General features: G+C 71.3%; 15 protein-coding genes. 11 read left to right on the top strand and 4 right to left on the bottom strand.

Going from position 1 to position 15,888, the window contains the following annotated elements; translation table 11 throughout:
- Positions 1–3 precede the first annotated feature (3 nt).
- The 3 genes from Q7A36_RS07815 to Q7A36_RS07805 are packed head-to-tail and all read left to right on the top strand — an operon-like array spanning position 4 to position 3,552.
- Positions 4–1,497 carry an exopolysaccharide biosynthesis polyprenyl glycosylphosphotransferase gene (locus Q7A36_RS07815; protein WP_305103115.1) on the top strand — a complete coding sequence of 498 codons (1,494 nt, stop codon included), beginning with the start codon at positions 4–6 and terminating at the stop codon, positions 1,495–1,497.
- Between the two features lie 25 nt (positions 1,498–1,522).
- Complete coding sequence (locus tag Q7A36_RS07810; protein ID WP_305103114.1) at positions 1,523–2,518, top strand: glycosyltransferase family 2 protein; 996 nt, start codon at positions 1,523–1,525, stop codon at positions 2,516–2,518.
- Entirely contained in the window at positions 2,515–3,552 is a 1,038-nt protein-coding gene (locus tag Q7A36_RS07805) for a glycosyltransferase family 2 protein (RefSeq protein WP_305103113.1), read from the top strand. Before Q7A36_RS07810 ends, Q7A36_RS07805 begins: the two co-directional genes overlap by 4 nt.
- Before the next feature lie 149 nt (positions 3,553–3,701).
- Here Q7A36_RS07805 and Q7A36_RS07800 read toward each other — a convergent pair whose 3' ends face one another.
- Complete coding sequence (locus Q7A36_RS07800) at positions 3,702–4,544, bottom strand: WecB/TagA/CpsF family glycosyltransferase (RefSeq protein WP_305103112.1); 843 nt, start codon at positions 4,542–4,544, stop codon at positions 3,702–3,704.
- Between the two features lie 7 nt (positions 4,545–4,551).
- Positions 4,552–5,706, bottom strand: coding sequence for an outer membrane beta-barrel protein (locus Q7A36_RS07795; RefSeq protein ID WP_305103111.1), 1,155 nt, complete (start codon positions 5,704–5,706; stop codon positions 4,552–4,554).
- A 449-nt stretch (positions 5,707–6,155) separates the two neighbouring features.
- Between Q7A36_RS07795 and Q7A36_RS07790 the strand changes: the two genes are divergently transcribed.
- The 5 genes from Q7A36_RS07790 (at position 6,156) to Q7A36_RS07770 (ending at position 11,068) form a co-directional block, all read left to right on the top strand.
- Positions 6,156–6,587 (top strand): hypothetical protein, encoded by a 432-nt coding sequence (locus Q7A36_RS07790; RefSeq protein WP_305103110.1) that lies wholly within the window; start codon positions 6,156–6,158, stop codon positions 6,585–6,587.
- A 3-nt stretch (positions 6,588–6,590) separates the two neighbouring features.
- A complete protein-coding gene (locus Q7A36_RS07785; protein ID WP_305103109.1) occupies positions 6,591–8,366 on the top strand; it encodes a type I secretion system permease/ATPase in 1,776 nt (591 codons plus the stop codon).
- The gene (locus Q7A36_RS07780) at positions 8,366–9,769 is read left to right on the top strand and encodes an HlyD family type I secretion periplasmic adaptor subunit (protein WP_305103108.1); all 1,404 of its coding nucleotides are present in this window, start codon (positions 8,366–8,368) and stop codon (positions 9,767–9,769) included. Before Q7A36_RS07785 ends, Q7A36_RS07780 begins: the two co-directional genes overlap by 1 nt.
- Before the next feature lie 115 nt (positions 9,770–9,884).
- Positions 9,885–10,154 carry a hypothetical protein gene (locus Q7A36_RS07775; protein ID WP_305103107.1) on the top strand — a complete coding sequence of 90 codons (270 nt, stop codon included), beginning with the start codon at positions 9,885–9,887 and terminating at the stop codon, positions 10,152–10,154.
- Positions 10,155–10,162: 8 nt separating this feature from the next.
- Positions 10,163–11,068, top strand: coding sequence for a glycoside hydrolase family 5 protein (locus Q7A36_RS07770; protein WP_305103106.1), 906 nt, complete (start codon positions 10,163–10,165; stop codon positions 11,066–11,068).
- A 5-nt stretch (positions 11,069–11,073) separates the two neighbouring features.
- Here the strand turns inward: Q7A36_RS07770 and Q7A36_RS07765 are convergent, their stop codons facing one another.
- Both Q7A36_RS07765 and Q7A36_RS07760 read right to left on the bottom strand, forming a co-directional pair.
- Positions 11,074–11,556, bottom strand: coding sequence for a nucleoside deaminase (locus Q7A36_RS07765; protein WP_305103105.1), 483 nt, complete (start codon positions 11,554–11,556; stop codon positions 11,074–11,076).
- 73 nt (positions 11,557–11,629) lie between these two features.
- Positions 11,630–12,022, bottom strand: coding sequence for a carboxymuconolactone decarboxylase family protein (locus Q7A36_RS07760; RefSeq protein WP_305103104.1), 393 nt, complete (start codon positions 12,020–12,022; stop codon positions 11,630–11,632).
- Between the two features lie 202 nt (positions 12,023–12,224).
- On the opposite strand from Q7A36_RS07760, the gene Q7A36_RS07755 reads away from it, so the two are divergent.
- The 3 genes from Q7A36_RS07755 (at position 12,225) to Q7A36_RS07745 (ending at position 15,875) form a co-directional block, all read left to right on the top strand.
- A complete protein-coding gene (locus tag Q7A36_RS07755; RefSeq protein WP_305103103.1) occupies positions 12,225–13,136 on the top strand; it encodes an SDR family NAD(P)-dependent oxidoreductase in 912 nt (303 codons plus the stop codon).
- A gap of 179 nt (positions 13,137–13,315) precedes the next feature.
- Positions 13,316–15,370, top strand: coding sequence for an acetate--CoA ligase family protein (locus Q7A36_RS07750; RefSeq protein WP_305103102.1), 2,055 nt, complete (start codon positions 13,316–13,318; stop codon positions 15,368–15,370).
- A gap of 100 nt (positions 15,371–15,470) precedes the next feature.
- Positions 15,471–15,875 carry a VOC family protein gene (locus Q7A36_RS07745; protein WP_305103101.1) on the top strand — a complete coding sequence of 135 codons (405 nt, stop codon included), beginning with the start codon at positions 15,471–15,473 and terminating at the stop codon, positions 15,873–15,875.
- Positions 15,876–15,888: the final 13 nt, after the last annotated feature.

Genomic DNA, 15,888 nt, shown 5'->3' with positions numbered 1-15,888 from the left:
GGCATGAGACCCTCCGATCCCGCCCGCAAGGACGCGCCGCTGCTGCCGCCGGTGGCCGAAGCCGCCACCTGGCCCGGCTTCGTCGCGCACCGCCCGCCTGAGGTCCTGCGGCGGCAGGGCCGGCTGCCGCGCCCGGTCTCGCCGACCCTGCTCGCGGCGCTGGTGGCCGGGCTGGACGTGGCGGCGGTGGTGCTCGCGGGGATGGTGCTGCAGTATTTCCCGCTGGAGCGCGGCTACCCGCAGCCGCCGCTGCTCGCCTTCTTCGCCGCCCTGACCGTGAGCCTCGCCGGCTTCGCCGGCGGCTATTCGCATGCCGCGCTGTTCGGCGGCCGCCGGCCGATCGTGGCGGCGCTCGGCGGCCTCGTCAGCGGCGGGATCGGCCTGGCGACGGCGGCGCTGGTGCTCGGCGCCCCCATCACCTTCCGGCCCGGCGCGGCGCTGCTCTGGATGGGCATGGCCGCGCCATTGCTGCTCGCGGGCCGGCTCGGCTCGGCCGCCGCCATGCAGGCCCTGCCCCAGTACACCCGGCAGCGGGCGGTGCTGGTCGGCAGCGGGCCGCAGGCGGCGCGCTTCGCGGCGACGCTGACCGGGCGGCATGACCAGGGGCTGGCCCTGCTCGGGCTGGTGGACAACGACCCGGCGGCGGCGACCTCCAGCGGCGGCCTCGCCTATCTCGGCCCGGTCGCCACGCTGGACGGCATGATCCGGCGCGGCGAGGTCGACCAGGTGGTCCTCTGCATGCCCTGGGCCGAGGAGCGGCGCGTGCGCGACCTGCAGCGCAAGCTCTCGGACTATCCGGTGGACGTCACGCTCGCCCCGGACCTGATGGCCTATCGGCATGACGGGGCGGAGGCGCCGCGCCTGCTCCGCCTCGCCGACCGGCCGATTCGCGGCTGGGCGGCGGTGGTGAAGGCGGCCGAGGACTACAGCCTCGCCCTGGTCGCCCTGGCGCTCGCCGCCGTGCCGATGGCGCTGATCGCGCTGGCGGTGAAGCTGGACAGTCCCGGCCCCGTGCTGTTCCGCCAGCGCCGGACCGGCTTCAACAACCGCGACTTCTCCGTGTTCAAGTTCCGGACCATGTACCACCACGCCGCCGACCATACGGTGCAGCGCCAGGTGGTCGCCGGCGACCCGCGCGTGACCCGGGTCGGCGCCATCCTGCGGCGCACCTCGCTGGACGAATTGCCACAGATCTTCAACGTCTTGAAAGGCGAGATGTCCTTCATCGGCCCGCGGCCGCATGCCCCGGGCACCCGCGCCGGCGGCCGGCCTTTCGAGGAGGTCATGGCGCGCTACGCCGCGCGGCACCGGGTCAAGCCGGGCCTGACCGGCCTTGCCCAGGTGCGCGGCTGGCGCGGCCCGACCGAGACGGAGGACAAGCTGATCAGGCGTGTCGAGAGCGATCTGGAGTATATCGAGACCTGGTCGCCCTGGCTCGATCTCGTGATCCTGGTGCGCACCCTGCTGGCCGTCGCGCGCATGCGCAATGCCTGCTGAGCCCCTGCCCCGCCGGAGACTCCGCGTGCCCGATACCCTTCCCCAGATCCTGCCGGGCCTCGATCCGGACCCGCGCGCCGCGGCGCCGCGGATCGCGGTACTGGTCCCCTGCTACAACGAGGAAGTCGCGATCCCCCGCGTGATCGCCGCCTTCAAGGCCGCCCTGCCGGACGCGGTGGTCTATGTCTACGACAACAACTCGAAGGACCGGACGGTCGAGGTCGCCCGCGCCGCCGGCGCCGTCGTGCGGACCGAGTCGCTGCAGGGCAAGGGCCATGTCGTGCGCCGGATGTTCGCCGATATCGAGGCGGACATCTACGTCCTGGTGGACGGCGACGACACCTACGAGGCCGCGGCGGCGCCGCGCATGGTGGCCAGGCTGGTCGAGGAGCGGCTCGACATGGTCACGGGGATCCGGATCAGCCGGATCGAGGAGGCCTACCGGCCCGGCCACCGCTTCGGCAACCTCATGCTCACCGGCATGGTGCGGACCATCTTCGGCAACCGCATCACCGACATGCTCTCGGGCTACCGGGTCTTCTCCCGCCGCTTCGTGAAAAGCTTCCCGGCGCTGGCCGGCGGCTTCGAGACGGAGACCGAGTTCACCGTCCACGCGCTCGAGCTCATGCTGCCGGTCGGCGAGGTCGAGACCGCCTACAAGGAGCGGCCGGTCGGCTCGGCCAGCAAGCTGCGCACCTTCACCGATGGCTGGCGCATCCTGAAGGCGATCCTCGGCCTGGTGAAGCGGGAGAAGCCGCTCCCCTTCTTCACCGCGATCGCCGGCGCCCTGCTGGTGATCGGCATCGGCCTTGGCATCCCGCTGGTCTTCACCTTCCTCGAGACCGGGCTGGTGCCGCGCTTCCCCACCGCCATCCTGGCGACCGGGCTGGTCCTGCTCTCCTTCCTCTCCTTCACCTGCGGGATGATCCTGGACACGGTCACCCGCGGCCGGATGGAGGCGAAGCGCACCGCCTATCTGGCGATCCCCGCCCCCGACTTCGACGGATACCGCCCCGGATGAGCCTGCCTGCCTATCCGGTGCCGGAGCACGTCGCGGGCGCCGCCGGCCCGGCCGGGCCGGACTACGATGCCGATGTCATCATCCTCGCGCTCGACCGGGCGGAGGAGACGGTGGCCGCGATCGCCTCGGCCCGGGCCCAGGCGGGGCTGGCGAAGCATGTCTGGATCGCGGACCAGGGCAGCCGGCCGGAGAACCTCGCGCGCCTCGCCGCGGCGGTCGAGGGCGCGGCGGACGCCACCCTGGTCCGGCTCGACCGCAACTGGGGCGTCGCCGGCGGCCGCAACCGGGCGACCGCCCTCGGCACCGGGCGCGTCGTCTTCGCCCTCGACAACGATGCCGAGTTCGGGACGGAGGACACCCTCGCCCGCGCCGTCCGGGCGCTGGAGGCGGAGCCGGACCTCGCTGCCATCGCCTGCCGCATCCTGGTCTTCGATACGGGGGCGGACGACCTCTCCTCCTGGGGCTATCCGCCCAGCCTGCTGCCGCGCGCGGCCGAGAGCTTCGACACCATCACCTTCGTCGGCGCCGGCCATGCCATCCGGCGGGCCGATTTCGCGGCGGCGGGCGGCTATGACGACGCGCTCTTCTTCTGCTGGGAGGAGTACGATTTCGCCCTCCGCGCCATCAATCGCGGCCGGCGCATCCGCTACCGCGGCGACATCGCGGTGCGCCACAAGGTGAGCGGCGAGCGGCGCTTCGCCTGGTCCGGCACGCGCTGGTTCCACTTCGTGCGCAACCGCCTCTACATCGCCATGAAATACGGGGACTCCGCGGCGGCGCTGCTGCCGCGCTTCCTGGCCTATCAGGTGAAGGGCGCGCGCAACGGCGTGCTGGCCCAGGGACTGCGGGCCGGGCCGGCGGCGCTCAGCCTCGCCCGCGCCTTCCGGCCGCGGCCGGAAGAGGCCGCGCTCTATCGCCTGACCCCGGCCGCGCGCGACTACATCGCGCGAAACGATGCCGGCCATCGCGGCGGCCTGCCGAACCGCGTCCGCGCCGAGATCCTGGCCGCCCTGCCCGGCACCGCCGCGCGGTAGGAAGCTTCGCCGCCAAAGGTCCATCACTCCGGAGGATTGCCGCAGGCGCCAGCGGCCTGGTGGTGCTGCGGCCTGTCGTCCGATGTCGCGCCGCCCGGTCGGCCAGGGTGCGTGCCGCGCGAAGGACGCGGGGCAGTTTTCACGCCAAACTAGTAACGATCTGCCCGCGCGAGGCGGCGCTGCCGCGCATCGTCCCGGATCAGCAGGAACATCCGCGGGCTGTCCATGAGGTAGCGGCGCGCCAGCCTCTGCGGGTCCTGCGCCAGCCGCCAGGCCCATTCCAGGCCGGCTCGCTGCAAGGCCAGCGGCGCCCGCCGCTCATGGCCGGAGAGGAAGAGCAGGCTCGCCCCGATGCAGAGCCCGGTCCCCGTCGCCCGGCCGCGCCGTGCCACCGCATTCGCCACCCGGCATTGCCGCGGCGAGCCGACGGCGAGGAAGTGGAAGCGGGCCGGATTGTCCTCGATGAAGCGGATCGCGCGCTCCATCTCCGCCGGGTCCTGGTCGAATCCCATCGGTGGATTGTAGTGCGCGATGTTTCGCAGGCCGCAGCGCTCGGCGAGCGCCGCCACGGCCTCCTCCGTCATCCCAAGGATGGTCACCGGCTCCTCGGGCCGGAGGATCCGGCGGACGATGAAGGCCGTCAGGTCGCTGCCCGGCAGCACGGCCGGCACCGGCAGGCCCGCGAGCCGGGCCGCACCGGCGGCCACCCGGCTGTCGAGCAGGCGGAGCATCGCGGCGGTGTAGAGTTGCCGCATCTCGGGCATCCGCTGCATGCGCGCCAGATGATCGGCGTTCGGCGTGACGACATAGCCGAAGCGGGCACCCGCCGGCCGCGCCGCCAGCCAGTTGACGACCGCCGGCAATGGCAGGTTGGCGAAGTCGAGGCCGAAGAGCGGCAAGGTCGGGACCGGGGGCGGCTCCGGCAGCGGCCTTGCGCCGCCGGGCCCCTTGCCGCGCGCCCCGGATGCCTGCGCGGCCCCGGGCTGCGCCAACCTCTCGTCAGAGCGCAACACGTAGACGCAGCAGTACGACGTTTCGATCGTATTCGGGGAAGCTGGTGCTCGCCTGGAGCCGATTCGTGTAGGTGTAGGTGCCGATCACGGACATATTCCGGTTTAACAAATAGCGTGCGTTCAGGCTGAACAACGCGTCAAAGGCCGTCTCGTTGGGATTTTGGTACTCACGATAGTCGGCGCGGAAATCGGCCGAGACGATGACGTTCCGCAGGAACTCGTGGTCCACGCCGAGGCCGCCCTGGGTGCGGTTGAAGCTGACGGCGTTGTTGCGGATGGATTCCTCGATGGTGCGGGAGACGTTGAACCGCATGGTGGTCAGCAGCGTGGGCGCCCAGGTCACCGCCCCCTCGACCGCCGGCCCGCTCAGGGCTTTGAGGTTGGGGTCCCGGTAATTGCGCTCACGCCAGCCGATCGCCAGCCTGCCCTGCCAGACGCCGTCGAAGTCGTAGGTGAGGCCGCCCAGCAACTCCCAGGTGAAGCTGTCGCGCGGATTGGATATCTGCTTCTGGTAGGCGATGTCCTGCACCCGGAAGATCAGATTGGCGTAGCGACCGGGGGCGAAGGCATAGCTGGTGGCGAGGGCGCCGATCACCGTGTCGAAATCGTTGACCGAGACCCGGTTGGGCTGGCCGTTGATCACCACGTCCTCGAACCGATAGGTCCGGTAGAGCACGGTCCCGAGCACCCCGAACCGGCTGAAGGCGGTGTTGCCGGTAATCTGGGCCTCGTCCGAATTATAGGGCACGGGCCGGTTGATGCCAGCGGACTGCACATCGACGCTGTAGACGTCCAGGTGGTCCCGGTAGTGCCGATAACGCCCCTCGACATTGGTCACCGAGGAGAAGTCGTAGCGGCCATAGGTGCCGAGGTCCCAGTCGACCCAGTCGAATTCGCTCCGGGTGAAATGCTGCCGGCTGTCCATGTTGCCGGTGATGCCGAGGGCGTGGCTGGTCCAGTCGCTCTCGAGGCCGGTGGTCACGGACTGGTCGGTGAACCCGTCGGTCTGCCGCAGCCGGTTGTTGCCGAGCAGGTTGTCGTCATAGCCAATGCCGAAATCGCCCTGGGCATTCAGCTTGAATCCCCCCAGCCGGACGCCCGGCGGCGCATAGTCCTGCCGGCTCCGCGATTCCACCGTCACGCCGCGCTGGACGTCCGATGGCGTGATGCCCGGGGCGGACTGCGCCCGGGACTCAGCGACGGAGAACGCTCCCAGCAGGAGTGTCCCAACAGCCAAGACCGGAAATCTCTTGGTCACTTTGATCCCCCAAGTCTGCCCCTCGCGGGGTGCTACCATAGAGAGGGTGCAGCCCGCGATAAAACGCAACGATCACGTTCGGTCGCGCGGTGACCGGGAATTCGCCCTTTATGGGTCTTTGAGAACACATCCTCGGTCATCAGCGGCAGGTTACACTCCGCTAGAGTTGGCGGGTTTAGGCTTGCAATTGATCCCTGCGCACGGGCGTATTCCCCGGGCTGGCACCCGCGCAAGGGTATCATGTGTCCAGCCTTTTTCGCCCCGGACGGGCTGACCCGATCCGCGGCGCAGAGCCGGCCGTCCCGCGGGACGGCTCGAATCGGAGCCTTGTGATGGCCACGACGACGACCCTCCGGCCGGAAGCCTCCGGACCGCCCGAGGCAACCGCCGCAACCATGCTGCCGGATCGTGATCTCGCGAGCTTCCGTGTCGGCACGACGAGTGACGAGAGACTGGTCGATCTGCTGGCCTTCGCCCTCGCGGCGGAGCGGCGGCAACCGGCGACCGAGGACGGCATCGTCACGCTGCGGCAGGAGGCCTCCCGCCTGCTGAGCGAGCATGCCTTCCGCTACCTGCACAACGCCGTCGACCAGATCCGCCGCGACGCGGTCAGCGAGCATCTCGGGCGGTCCGCCCGCCCACCCGGCTTCGGCACGCTGCTGCTGGCGAACCTGCTCGCCCTCGTCGTCGCAGGACTGGCCGCCTTCTGGCTGGCCCTGCACCCCGCAACCCTGGCCGGCCTCGCCGGCCTCCTGTCAGGCTGACGCATGTCCTTATCAACCACTAGCCTTGCCGGGCCCTCGGCCGGGTTCGCGCCGGCGGGCAAGACGCCGCTGACCAAAGCCATCGCCGCCTGCCGCTCCCAGTTGCTGGTGGTCGGCATGTTCAGCGGCGTGGTGAACATCCTGCAGCTCACCACCTCCGTCTACATGATGCAGGTGTTCGACCGGGTGCTGGCCAGCCGCATCCTCGATACGCTGTACTACCTCTCGGCGATCGCGATCGGCGCCACCCTGGTGCTTGCCCTGCTCGAGGCGGTGCGCGGCCAGGTCATGCAGCGCCTCGCGAGCTGGGTGGAGCAGCGGGTCGCGCCCGAGAGCTTCGTCCGGGCGATCGAGAGCACGCTGCGGGGCCGGCCCTACCGGATGGAGGCGCTGCGCGACCTCTCGGTCTGCCGCGGCTTCCTGAGCTCGCCGAGCGCGCTCTCGCTCTATGACGTTCCCTGGGTGCCGATCTACCTGGGCTTCATTTTCCTGCTGCATCCGATCATGGGCTACATCGCCCTCGGCGGCGCGGTGGTCCTCTTCGGCCTGACCCTGGCGAGCGAGTTCACCACCTCCCCCCTGCTGAAGGAGGCGAGCACCGCGGGCATGACCTCGCAGCGGCGGGCCGAGAGCATCACCCGCAATGCTGAGGTCATCGACAGCATGGGCATGCTGCCGGCGGTCATCGGCCGCTGGCGGGAATCGGTCGCCGCCATGGCCTTGCCGCAGCAGCGCGCCGCGGACCGCGCGGCGGTGCTGGTCGCCGCGACCAAGTTCTTCCGCATCGCGGTGCAGATCGCGATCCTCGGCGTCGGCTCCTACCTCGTCCTGAAGCAGGAGCTAACCTCGGGCGCCTCCATCGCCGGCTCCATCATCATGGGCCGGGCGCTGGCGCCGGTCGAGCAGATGATCGGCGGCTGGAAGCAGCTCGTCTCCGCCCGGCAGTCCTTCCGCCGGCTGCAGGCCTTCCTCGCTCTGCCGCGGCTCCGCCCCGCCGGCCTGCCGCTGCCCGAGCCGACCGGCGCCGTCGCGGTCGAGCGCGTCTCCTACGCCTTCCCGGGGCAGAACGCGGCGCTCATCAAGGGCGTCAATTTCTCCCTCGCCCCGGGCGACAGCATGGCCGTGATCGGCCCCTCGGCCGCCGGCAAGACCACGCTGATCCGCATGCTGATCGGCACCCTGCAGCCGAGCGCGGGCACCGTCCGCCTCGACGGCGCCGATGTCTACAACTGGCTGCGCGAGGATTTCGGCCGCTATGTCGGCTACCTGCCCCAGGACGTGGAGCTGTTCGACGGCACCGTCTTCCAGAACATCGCCCGCATGCAGGAGGCCGAGCCGGACGCCGTCTACGAGGCCGCGAAGCTCGCGGGCTGCCATGAGATGATCCTGCGGCTGCCGAACGGCTACGAGACGCAGATCGGCGATGGCGGGCAGTTCCTCTCGGGCGGCCAGCGCCAGCTCGTCGGCCTCGCTCGCGCCATGTTCGGCCGGCCGAAGCTGGTCGTGCTGGATGAGCCGAACAGCAACCTCGACGGCGATTCCGAGGCGCGGCTCTCCCAGGCCATCGCCAGGCTGAAGGAGATGGGCACCACGGTGATCCTGGTCTCGCACCGCCCCACCCTGGTGCAGGTCGTGGACAAGGTGATGCTGCTCAAGGACGGCGCGATCGAGATGTTCGGCCCGCGTGCCGAGGTGCTGAAGCGACTGATGACCCCGCGCCCGGCCGAGGTGGCGGCCGCGCCGCAGCCCGCGGCCCGGCTGGAAGGGAGCGCCGCCTGATGAGCGTGACGACGAACACCGAGACCGCCCTCGCCCCGGCGCTGGCGCCGCGGTCGGTCGCCCTGGCCCGGCCGGGCACGGGCCTGCCGCCCATCCCCTTCCACCCGCTGCTGGATGCGCCGAAGCCGCGCACCCGCGCGCCGCTGCTCTTCGGCCTGGTGATCTTCGTGGTCTTCGTCCTGGGCTTCGTCGCCTGGGCCGGCTGGGCCCCGCTGGCCGAGGCCTCGGTCGCCCCGGGCACGATCAAGGTCGAGGGCACCCGCCGCACCATCCAGCACATGGAAGGCGGCATGGTGCGCGAGCTGCTGTTCAAGGAGGGCGACAAGGTCCGTGCCGGCGACGTCCTCGCCCGGCTCGACATCGTCCAGGCCGACGCCAACCTCGAGACCTTCCGGGCGCAGCGCTGGTCGCTCCTGGCGCAGGACGCGCGGCTGGAGGCCGAGGCGACCAATGCGCAGGAGGTCCATTTCCCGGCCGACCTGCTCGCCAGCACCGAGCCGCGCGCCATGGAGGCGGTGACCGGCCAGCGCGCGCTCTTCGAGGCGAAGAAGGCGAACCTGAACAGCCAGGTCCAGGTGCTGCAGGCCCGCATCGACCAGCAGAACGCCGTCATCGCCGGCGCCCGCGGCCAGCTCACGGCCACCCGCCAGCAGCTCGCCTTCGCCAGGCAGGAGGAGCAGATGCGGCGCGAGCTGGTCGGCAAGGGCCTCGGCCGCCTGCCGGAACTGCTGGCGCTGCAGCGCGCGGTCGCGGCCCTCGAGGGCACGATCCAGGACCTGAACGGCCAGGTGGAGCGCGCCAATGCCTCGATCCTCGAGGCCCGGAAGCAGATCCAGACCACGCTCGACCAGCGCGTGCAGGATTCCTCGAGCGAGCGGCGCGACATCCGCGCCAAGCTGGCCGAGGCCGAGGAGCGGATGAAGGCGGCGAACGACGTGGTGACCCGGCGCGACATCGTGGCGCCGGAGGACGGGACCCTGGTGAACCAGAAGGTCTTCACCATCGGCGCCGTCCTGAAGCCCGCCGATCCGATCGTGGAGCTGATCCCGAGCCACGACCGCTTGGTGGCCGAGGTGAACGTCCAGCCCATGGACATCGACGTGGTCTATCCCGGCCTGCAGGCCGAGGTGCGGCTGCCGGCCTTCAAGCAGCGCCTGGTGCCCTACCTCCACGGCCATGTGACCTGGGTCGCCGCGGACGTGACAACCAACGAACAGTCGCGCCAGCAATACTACCGGTCCTATATCCTGATCGACCCGGACCAGCTTGCGCACCTTCCCAGCGTCTTCCTCACCCCCGGCATGCCGGTGGAGGCCCATATCCAGATCGGCCAGCGGACCTTCTTCCGGTACATGGTCCAGCCGCTCATCGACAGCTTCACGCGGGCCTTCAAGGAGCAGTAACCCCGGTCTCCGTGCCGGCCGCCCCGATGCGGCCGGCACGCCCAGCCCCGTTGCGCTATCCTGGCAGCGGCCCCGGCACCGTCCGGGGCCGCTGCGTCATGCCGGAGATCCATTCATGACCGCTGGACCCACCCTCTTCGCCGACGGCATCCTCGATGCCAGCGTCACCGCGGGGGTCGCCCGCCTCACCCTCGCCCAGACCGCGCCCGACGGTAAGCCCGCCGCGGCCGGCCAGCTCATCATCCCGCTCGTGCAACTGCCCAACCTGGTCAACGGCATGGCCGGCCTGATCAAGCAGGTGGAGGCCAGGATGCGCGAGCAGCAGGCGCAGCAGGGCGGCAGCCCGGGCGACGCGGCCGCGCCCTCCGCCTTCCGCTTCGGCTGAGGGCCAAGGTGCAGCCGGGCGCCCTCCCCCTCTCCCGCCGCGGGCTGATGGCGGTGCCGCTGCTCGCGGCCGGCCAGGCCGCGGCGCAGGCGGCGGATTTCCGCACGCGGCTCGCCCGGCTGCGGGTGGGCGCCAACCTGGAACGCTGGTTCCCCGTCACGCGGGACAACCATGCGCGCCGCCTGGGCCGCGCCTGGTGGCGGGAATTCCGGGCTGCCGGCTTCGACCATGTCCGGTTCATCGTCCCGGCCGACGGCATCGAGCTGTTCGAGATGTTCCATGACGCCATCGCCGATGCGACGGCGGCTGGCCTGCCGGTGCTGCTCGCCCTGCAGGACATCGTGCACCAGGGCTCGCCGGAGTCGCGCGACATCGACGGCCTGGGCCGGCGCGCCCGCTGGTTCGCGGCGCGGACCGACCCGGAGATGGTGGTCTTCGCCCCGGTGAACGAGCCGGCCTTCCAGACCACCGACACCTGGCAGCCGATCCGCGACCGGATGCTGGGGGCGATCCGCAAGGAAGCGCCGCGCCACCTGCTGATGTGGGGCGGCAAGGAGTGGAACAGCATCCGCTCCCTCCCCGAGATGGCGCCGCCCGCCGATCCCTGGACCATCGCCGAGGTGCACGACTATGGCGGCGGCAGCCCAGCCGAGGTGCGCCGCCGCTTCGCCCCGGCCATCGCCTGGCGCGAGCGGTACAACCTGCCGGTGCTCTGCGCCGAGTACAATGCCAGCGGCGACAAGCAGGAACGGCGCGAGCGCTGGATCGAGGACCTGCGCGCCGGCCTGCCCGTGCTCCGGGAGTTGAACCTGCCCGCGACCCTCTGGTCCTACAGCCATGGCGGCTGGTACCGGCTGCAGCCGGAGGACGGGCCGGCGCCCTATCCGGAGGTCCGCCGGCTGCTGGCCCAGTAGGGAGTTCAGTAGGGCGTGCGGTCGGCCTTGGTCAGCCAGTCCGCGAAGGGCTGCTTCCCCTCCTCGGGCAGCAGCGGCCGGGTCGGGACCTGGCGCTGCTCGAGCGGCGCCGCGACCTCCCGGTACAGGAGCTCGTCGTCGAAGCCCGCCGCCGCCGCATCCCAGCGGGTGCCGGCGAAAAAGGCGCCGTCGAGCCGCGCCCAATGGATGGCGGCAAGGCACATCGGGCAGGGCTCGCAGCTCGAATAGAGCGTCAACCCGCGCAGGTCGAAGCGGCCGAGTGCGCGGCAGGCCTGGCGGATCGCCGTCACCTCGGCATGCGCGGTCGGGTCGAGCTCGAGGGTGACGCGGTTGTTGCCCTCGGCCACCACCTCCTCCCCGCGCGCGATGACGGCGCCGAAGGGCCCGCCGCCGGAGGCGACGGAATCGCAGGCGAGGCGGAGGGCGCGCCGCATGTGGCGGATGGCGACGGGATCGGCTTCGGTCATGCGGCGGCCTTCGTGCTGCGGTGGTCGGCGCCGGGCAGCCTGCAAACGGCGTACCGGCGCCGCTGCGACCGCCCTACCCCTCCCCGCGCATCTCGGCAAAGAGGTCGCGGGCGACCAGCAGCGCCTCCCGCACCGTGGGCAGGCCGACATAGCCGCCCATGTGCAGCAGCGCCTCGGTCAGCTCCTCCTCCGTCCAGCCCATGTTGCGGGCCATGCGGAGATGGATCTTCAGCTCCGGCCAGGCATGGATGGCGGTGTCGGAGACGACGCAGACCAGCGCCCGGGTCTTCTTGTCGAGGCCCGGCCGGCCCCAGAGCATGCCGAAGACGGCCTCCGAGGCGTAGTCGCCGAATTTCCGCATGATCGGGTCGTTGTAGACCGTCTCGTCGATCCGCTTCACCGCAGCCTCGCCGATGAGCTCGCGGCGGATCTCCCGCCCCTTCTGGTAGGTCGGGCTCTTCTCCATGGATGCTCTCCTCCCCCGGACCGTGCCGGCCGGGGAGGCTACGACGCCCGCGTCGGATGCGCACGCGGCGGGGTGGCGAGACGGGAGGCGGCCGGCGCGCGGCGCCCCGCCGGCGACATGATCCGGTCCGGCCCCGCTTCACGGCCCGCCCCGGCGGCGCTACGGTTAGCAGCCTACGCATTCATGGGAGAGGAACGCCATCATGGGCATGCTGGACGGCAAGGTCGCGGTCGTGACCGGCTCGGGCGGCGGCATCGGCCGCGAGATCGCGCTGCACATGGCGCAGGCCGGTGCCAAGGTCATCATCAACGACATCGGTGCGAGCCTCTCGGGCGAGGGCCAGTCCGCGACGCCGGCGCAGCAGACCAAGCAGATCATCGAGCAGCGCGGCGGCCAGGCCGAGATCAATACCGACAGCGTGTCCTCCTGGGAGAGCGCCGGGAAGATCGTCCAGTCCGCGCTGGACCATTTCGGCCGCATCGACATCGTGGTGAACAACGCCGGCATCCTGCGCGACCAGATCTTCCACCGCATGACGCCGGAGGAGTGGGACGCGGTCATCGACGTGCATCTCAACGGCTCCTTCTACGTCTCCCGCCATGCGGCGACGCATTTCCGCAAGCAGGAGAGCGGGTCCTACGTCCACATCACCTCGACCTCCGGCCTGATCGGCAATTTCGGCCAGGCGAACTACTCCGCGGCCAAGCTCGGCATCGCCGCGCTGTCGAAGTCCATCGCGCTCGACATGAAGCGCTACAACGTCCGCTCCAACTGCCTCGCCCCCTTCGCCTGGAGCCGCATGACGAGCTCCATCCCGGCGGAGACGCCGGAGCAGAAGGCGCGGGTCGAGAAGATCATGCGCATGGGGCCGGAGAAGAATGCGCCGCTCGCGGTCTTCCTCGCCTCCGACGCGGCGAAGGAGGTCAACGGCCAGATCTTCGGCCCGCGGATGAACGAGCTGTTCCTGTTCAGCCAGAACCGCCCGATCCGCGGCATCCACAGCGGCGAGGGCTGGACGCCGGAGAGCATCGCCGAGCACGCGCTGCCGGCGCTGAAGAGCTTCTTCATCCCGCTCGAGCGCTCGGGCGAGGTGTTCTCCTGGGATCCGCTCTAAGCCGAAGGGCGGGGAGGAGGAGAACCTCCTCCCCGAACCCCACCACCCTTCTTCTGTGAGTCTGACACTCGCCGTGCGGCAGTTCCCGACTCACGGAAGACGGTGAGTGGGGGGCTTGGGGGGGGTGAGCGCCGAAGGCGATCAACGGTCGCCCTCTCTCCCCCCAAGAAGGATCGAACATGCAAGACCTGCATAGGGCACTCTTCCAGCCGCGCCGCATCGCCCTCATCGGCGCTTCCTCCGACCCGAAGCGCCTGACCGCGCGGGCGCAGCTCTACCTCCGCAAGCACGGCTATACCGGCGACATCCTGCCGGTGCACCCGCGCGAGGCCGAGGTGCTGGGCGCGCGGGCCTACCCCACGGTCACCGACATCCCGGGCGAGGTGGACCTCGCCTATATCCTGCTCAACACGCCGCATGTCGAAGGCGTCGTGGACGCGGTCGCGGCCAAGGGCATCCCCGCGGCCTGCGTGCTCGCCGACGGCTTCGCCGAGGCCGGACCGGAGGGCGCGGCGCTGCAGGCCAGGCTGCTGGCGACGGCGCGGCGCGCGGGCCTGCGCATCCTCGGCCCCAACTCCATGGGCGTGGTCAACCTCAACGACCGCATCGCCTGCTCGGTCAATGCCGCGCTCGAGGCCGACTCGCTGCCGGCCGGCCGCATCGCGCTGGTCAGCCAGTCCGGCTCCATGATGGGCGCCATCATGTCGCGCGGCGCATCGCGCGGCATCGGCTTCTCCCACCTCGTCGGCACGGGGAACGAGGCGGACCTGAGCGCCGGCGAGGTCGCCGGCCTGCTGGTGGACGACCCGCAGGTGGACGCCATCCTGCTCTTCCTGGAGGCGATCCGGCAGCCGCAACACTTCGCCGACCTCGCGCGCCGCGCCCATGAAGCGGGCAAGCCGGTGATTGCCTACAAGCTCGGCCGCTCCCCCTATGGCGCGGAACTCGCCACCAGCCATACCGGTGCCCTCGCCGGTTCCGACGCCGCGGCGGAGGCCTTCTTCCGTGCCCATGGCATTCTCCGGGTTACCACACTGGAGGCCCTGATCGAGCTTCCTGCGCTCGCCCGCAGCCGCCGCCCGCCCGCGCAGCCGCATCGCGCCGTCAGCGTGACGACGACGACGGGCGGCGGTGGCGCCATGGCGGTGGACTGCCTCGGCGTCGCGGGGATCGAGGCGCGCGCGCCGGATGCCGCTGCCGGCGCGAAGCTCGACGCCGCCGGCATCCACCATCACGGCCGCCTGCTGGACCTGACGCTGGCCGGCGCGAAGCCGGAGCGCGTGGCGGCCGCGATCGACGCGCTGCAGAACGCGGCCGATACCGACCTCGTGCTCTCCGTCATCGGCTCCTCCGCCCAGTTCCGGCCGCAGGATGCCGTCGCCGGCATCCTCCGCGCGCGGGATGCGGGCGGCGCCAAGCCGGTCGCCGCCTTCCTCGTGCCGCAGGCCGATGCCTCGCTGCGCCTGCTGGCCGAGGCCGGCATCCCCGCCTTCCGCACGCCCGAGAGCGCCGCCGACTGCATCCGCGCCTGGTGCGACTGGCGCGCGCCGCGCCCGGCACCCTCGCTGCCCGCCATCGACCACGCCCTCCCGGCGCGCCCGGACGAGGCCGATGCCCGCCGCCTCTTCGCCGCGCTCGGCCTCGCCAGCCCCTTCGCCGTCCTGCGCCAGCCAAAGGACGCGCCGCCGGACCTGGCCTTCCCGGTCGCGCTGAAGATCCTCTCGCCCGACCTCGCCCACAAGACGGAGGTCGGCGGGGTCCGGCTCGGCATCCCCGATGCCGCGACCCTGGCGCAGGAGGCCGCCGCCATGCAGGGCCGCGTCGCCCGGATGGCGCCGCAGGCGACACTGACGGGCTTCCTCGCGCAGCCCATGGCCAGGGGCCTCGGCGAGGCCATCCTCGGCTTCCGCCGCGATCCGGAGGTCGGGCCGGTCGTCCTGCTCGGCACCGGCGGCGTCACGGCGGAATTGTTCCGCGACGTCACGCTCCGCCTCGCGCCCGTGGACGAAGCCGAGGCGATGGCGATGATCGACGAGGTGAAGGGGCTGCGGCCCCTGGCCGGCTGGCGCGGCCTGCCCCGCGGCGACCTGCCGGCGCTCGCCCGCGCCGTGGTCGCGCTATCGCGTCTTGCCGCGCGCGCCGATATCGCGGAAGCGGAGATCAACCCGCTGATCATCCATGCCGAGGGCCAGGGCGTGACGGTCGCGGATGCCTGGGTGGTGCGCGCGGCCTGATCGGGCGAGGATGACCCGTGGCGGCAACCCTGCGGCCACGATTCGCTGATGACGTCGCAGGCACCCCGGCAGGCGGCCGCCTCGACCAAGGACTTCCCGCATGCGCGCCACCATCATCCCCACCCTGCCCTACCGCGACGCCGCGGCGGCGGTGGACTGGCTCTGCCGCGCCTTCGGCTTCACGCGCCGCCGGCTGCAGACCGATGCGGCGGGGACGGTGGTCTTCGCGCAACTCACCTTCGGCGAGAGCATGATCATGCTCGGCCCGGCCGGCGAGGAGGGAACCGGCGCGATCCAATTGCCCCCGCTCGGCCATGTCACGCAGAGCGCCTATGTGATCGTCCCCGACGTCGACGCGCATATGGCCCGCGCCCGCCGCGCCGGCGCGGAGATCGTCGCGCCGGTCTCGGACGAGCCCTATGGCGGCCGCAGCTATTCCTGCCGCGACCCGGAAGGGCATCTCTGGCACTTCGGCACCTACGACCCCTGGGCGCAAGGCGCCTAGCCTGCCATGCTGC

The organism is Paracraurococcus lichenis, from assembly GCF_030657435.1.
GTDB classification, from domain to species: Bacteria; Pseudomonadota; Alphaproteobacteria; order Acetobacterales; family Acetobacteraceae; genus Paracraurococcus; species Paracraurococcus lichenis.
The sequence above is the reverse complement of the archived record's forward strand: the minus strand, read 5'-3'. Positions and strand labels throughout refer to the sequence as shown.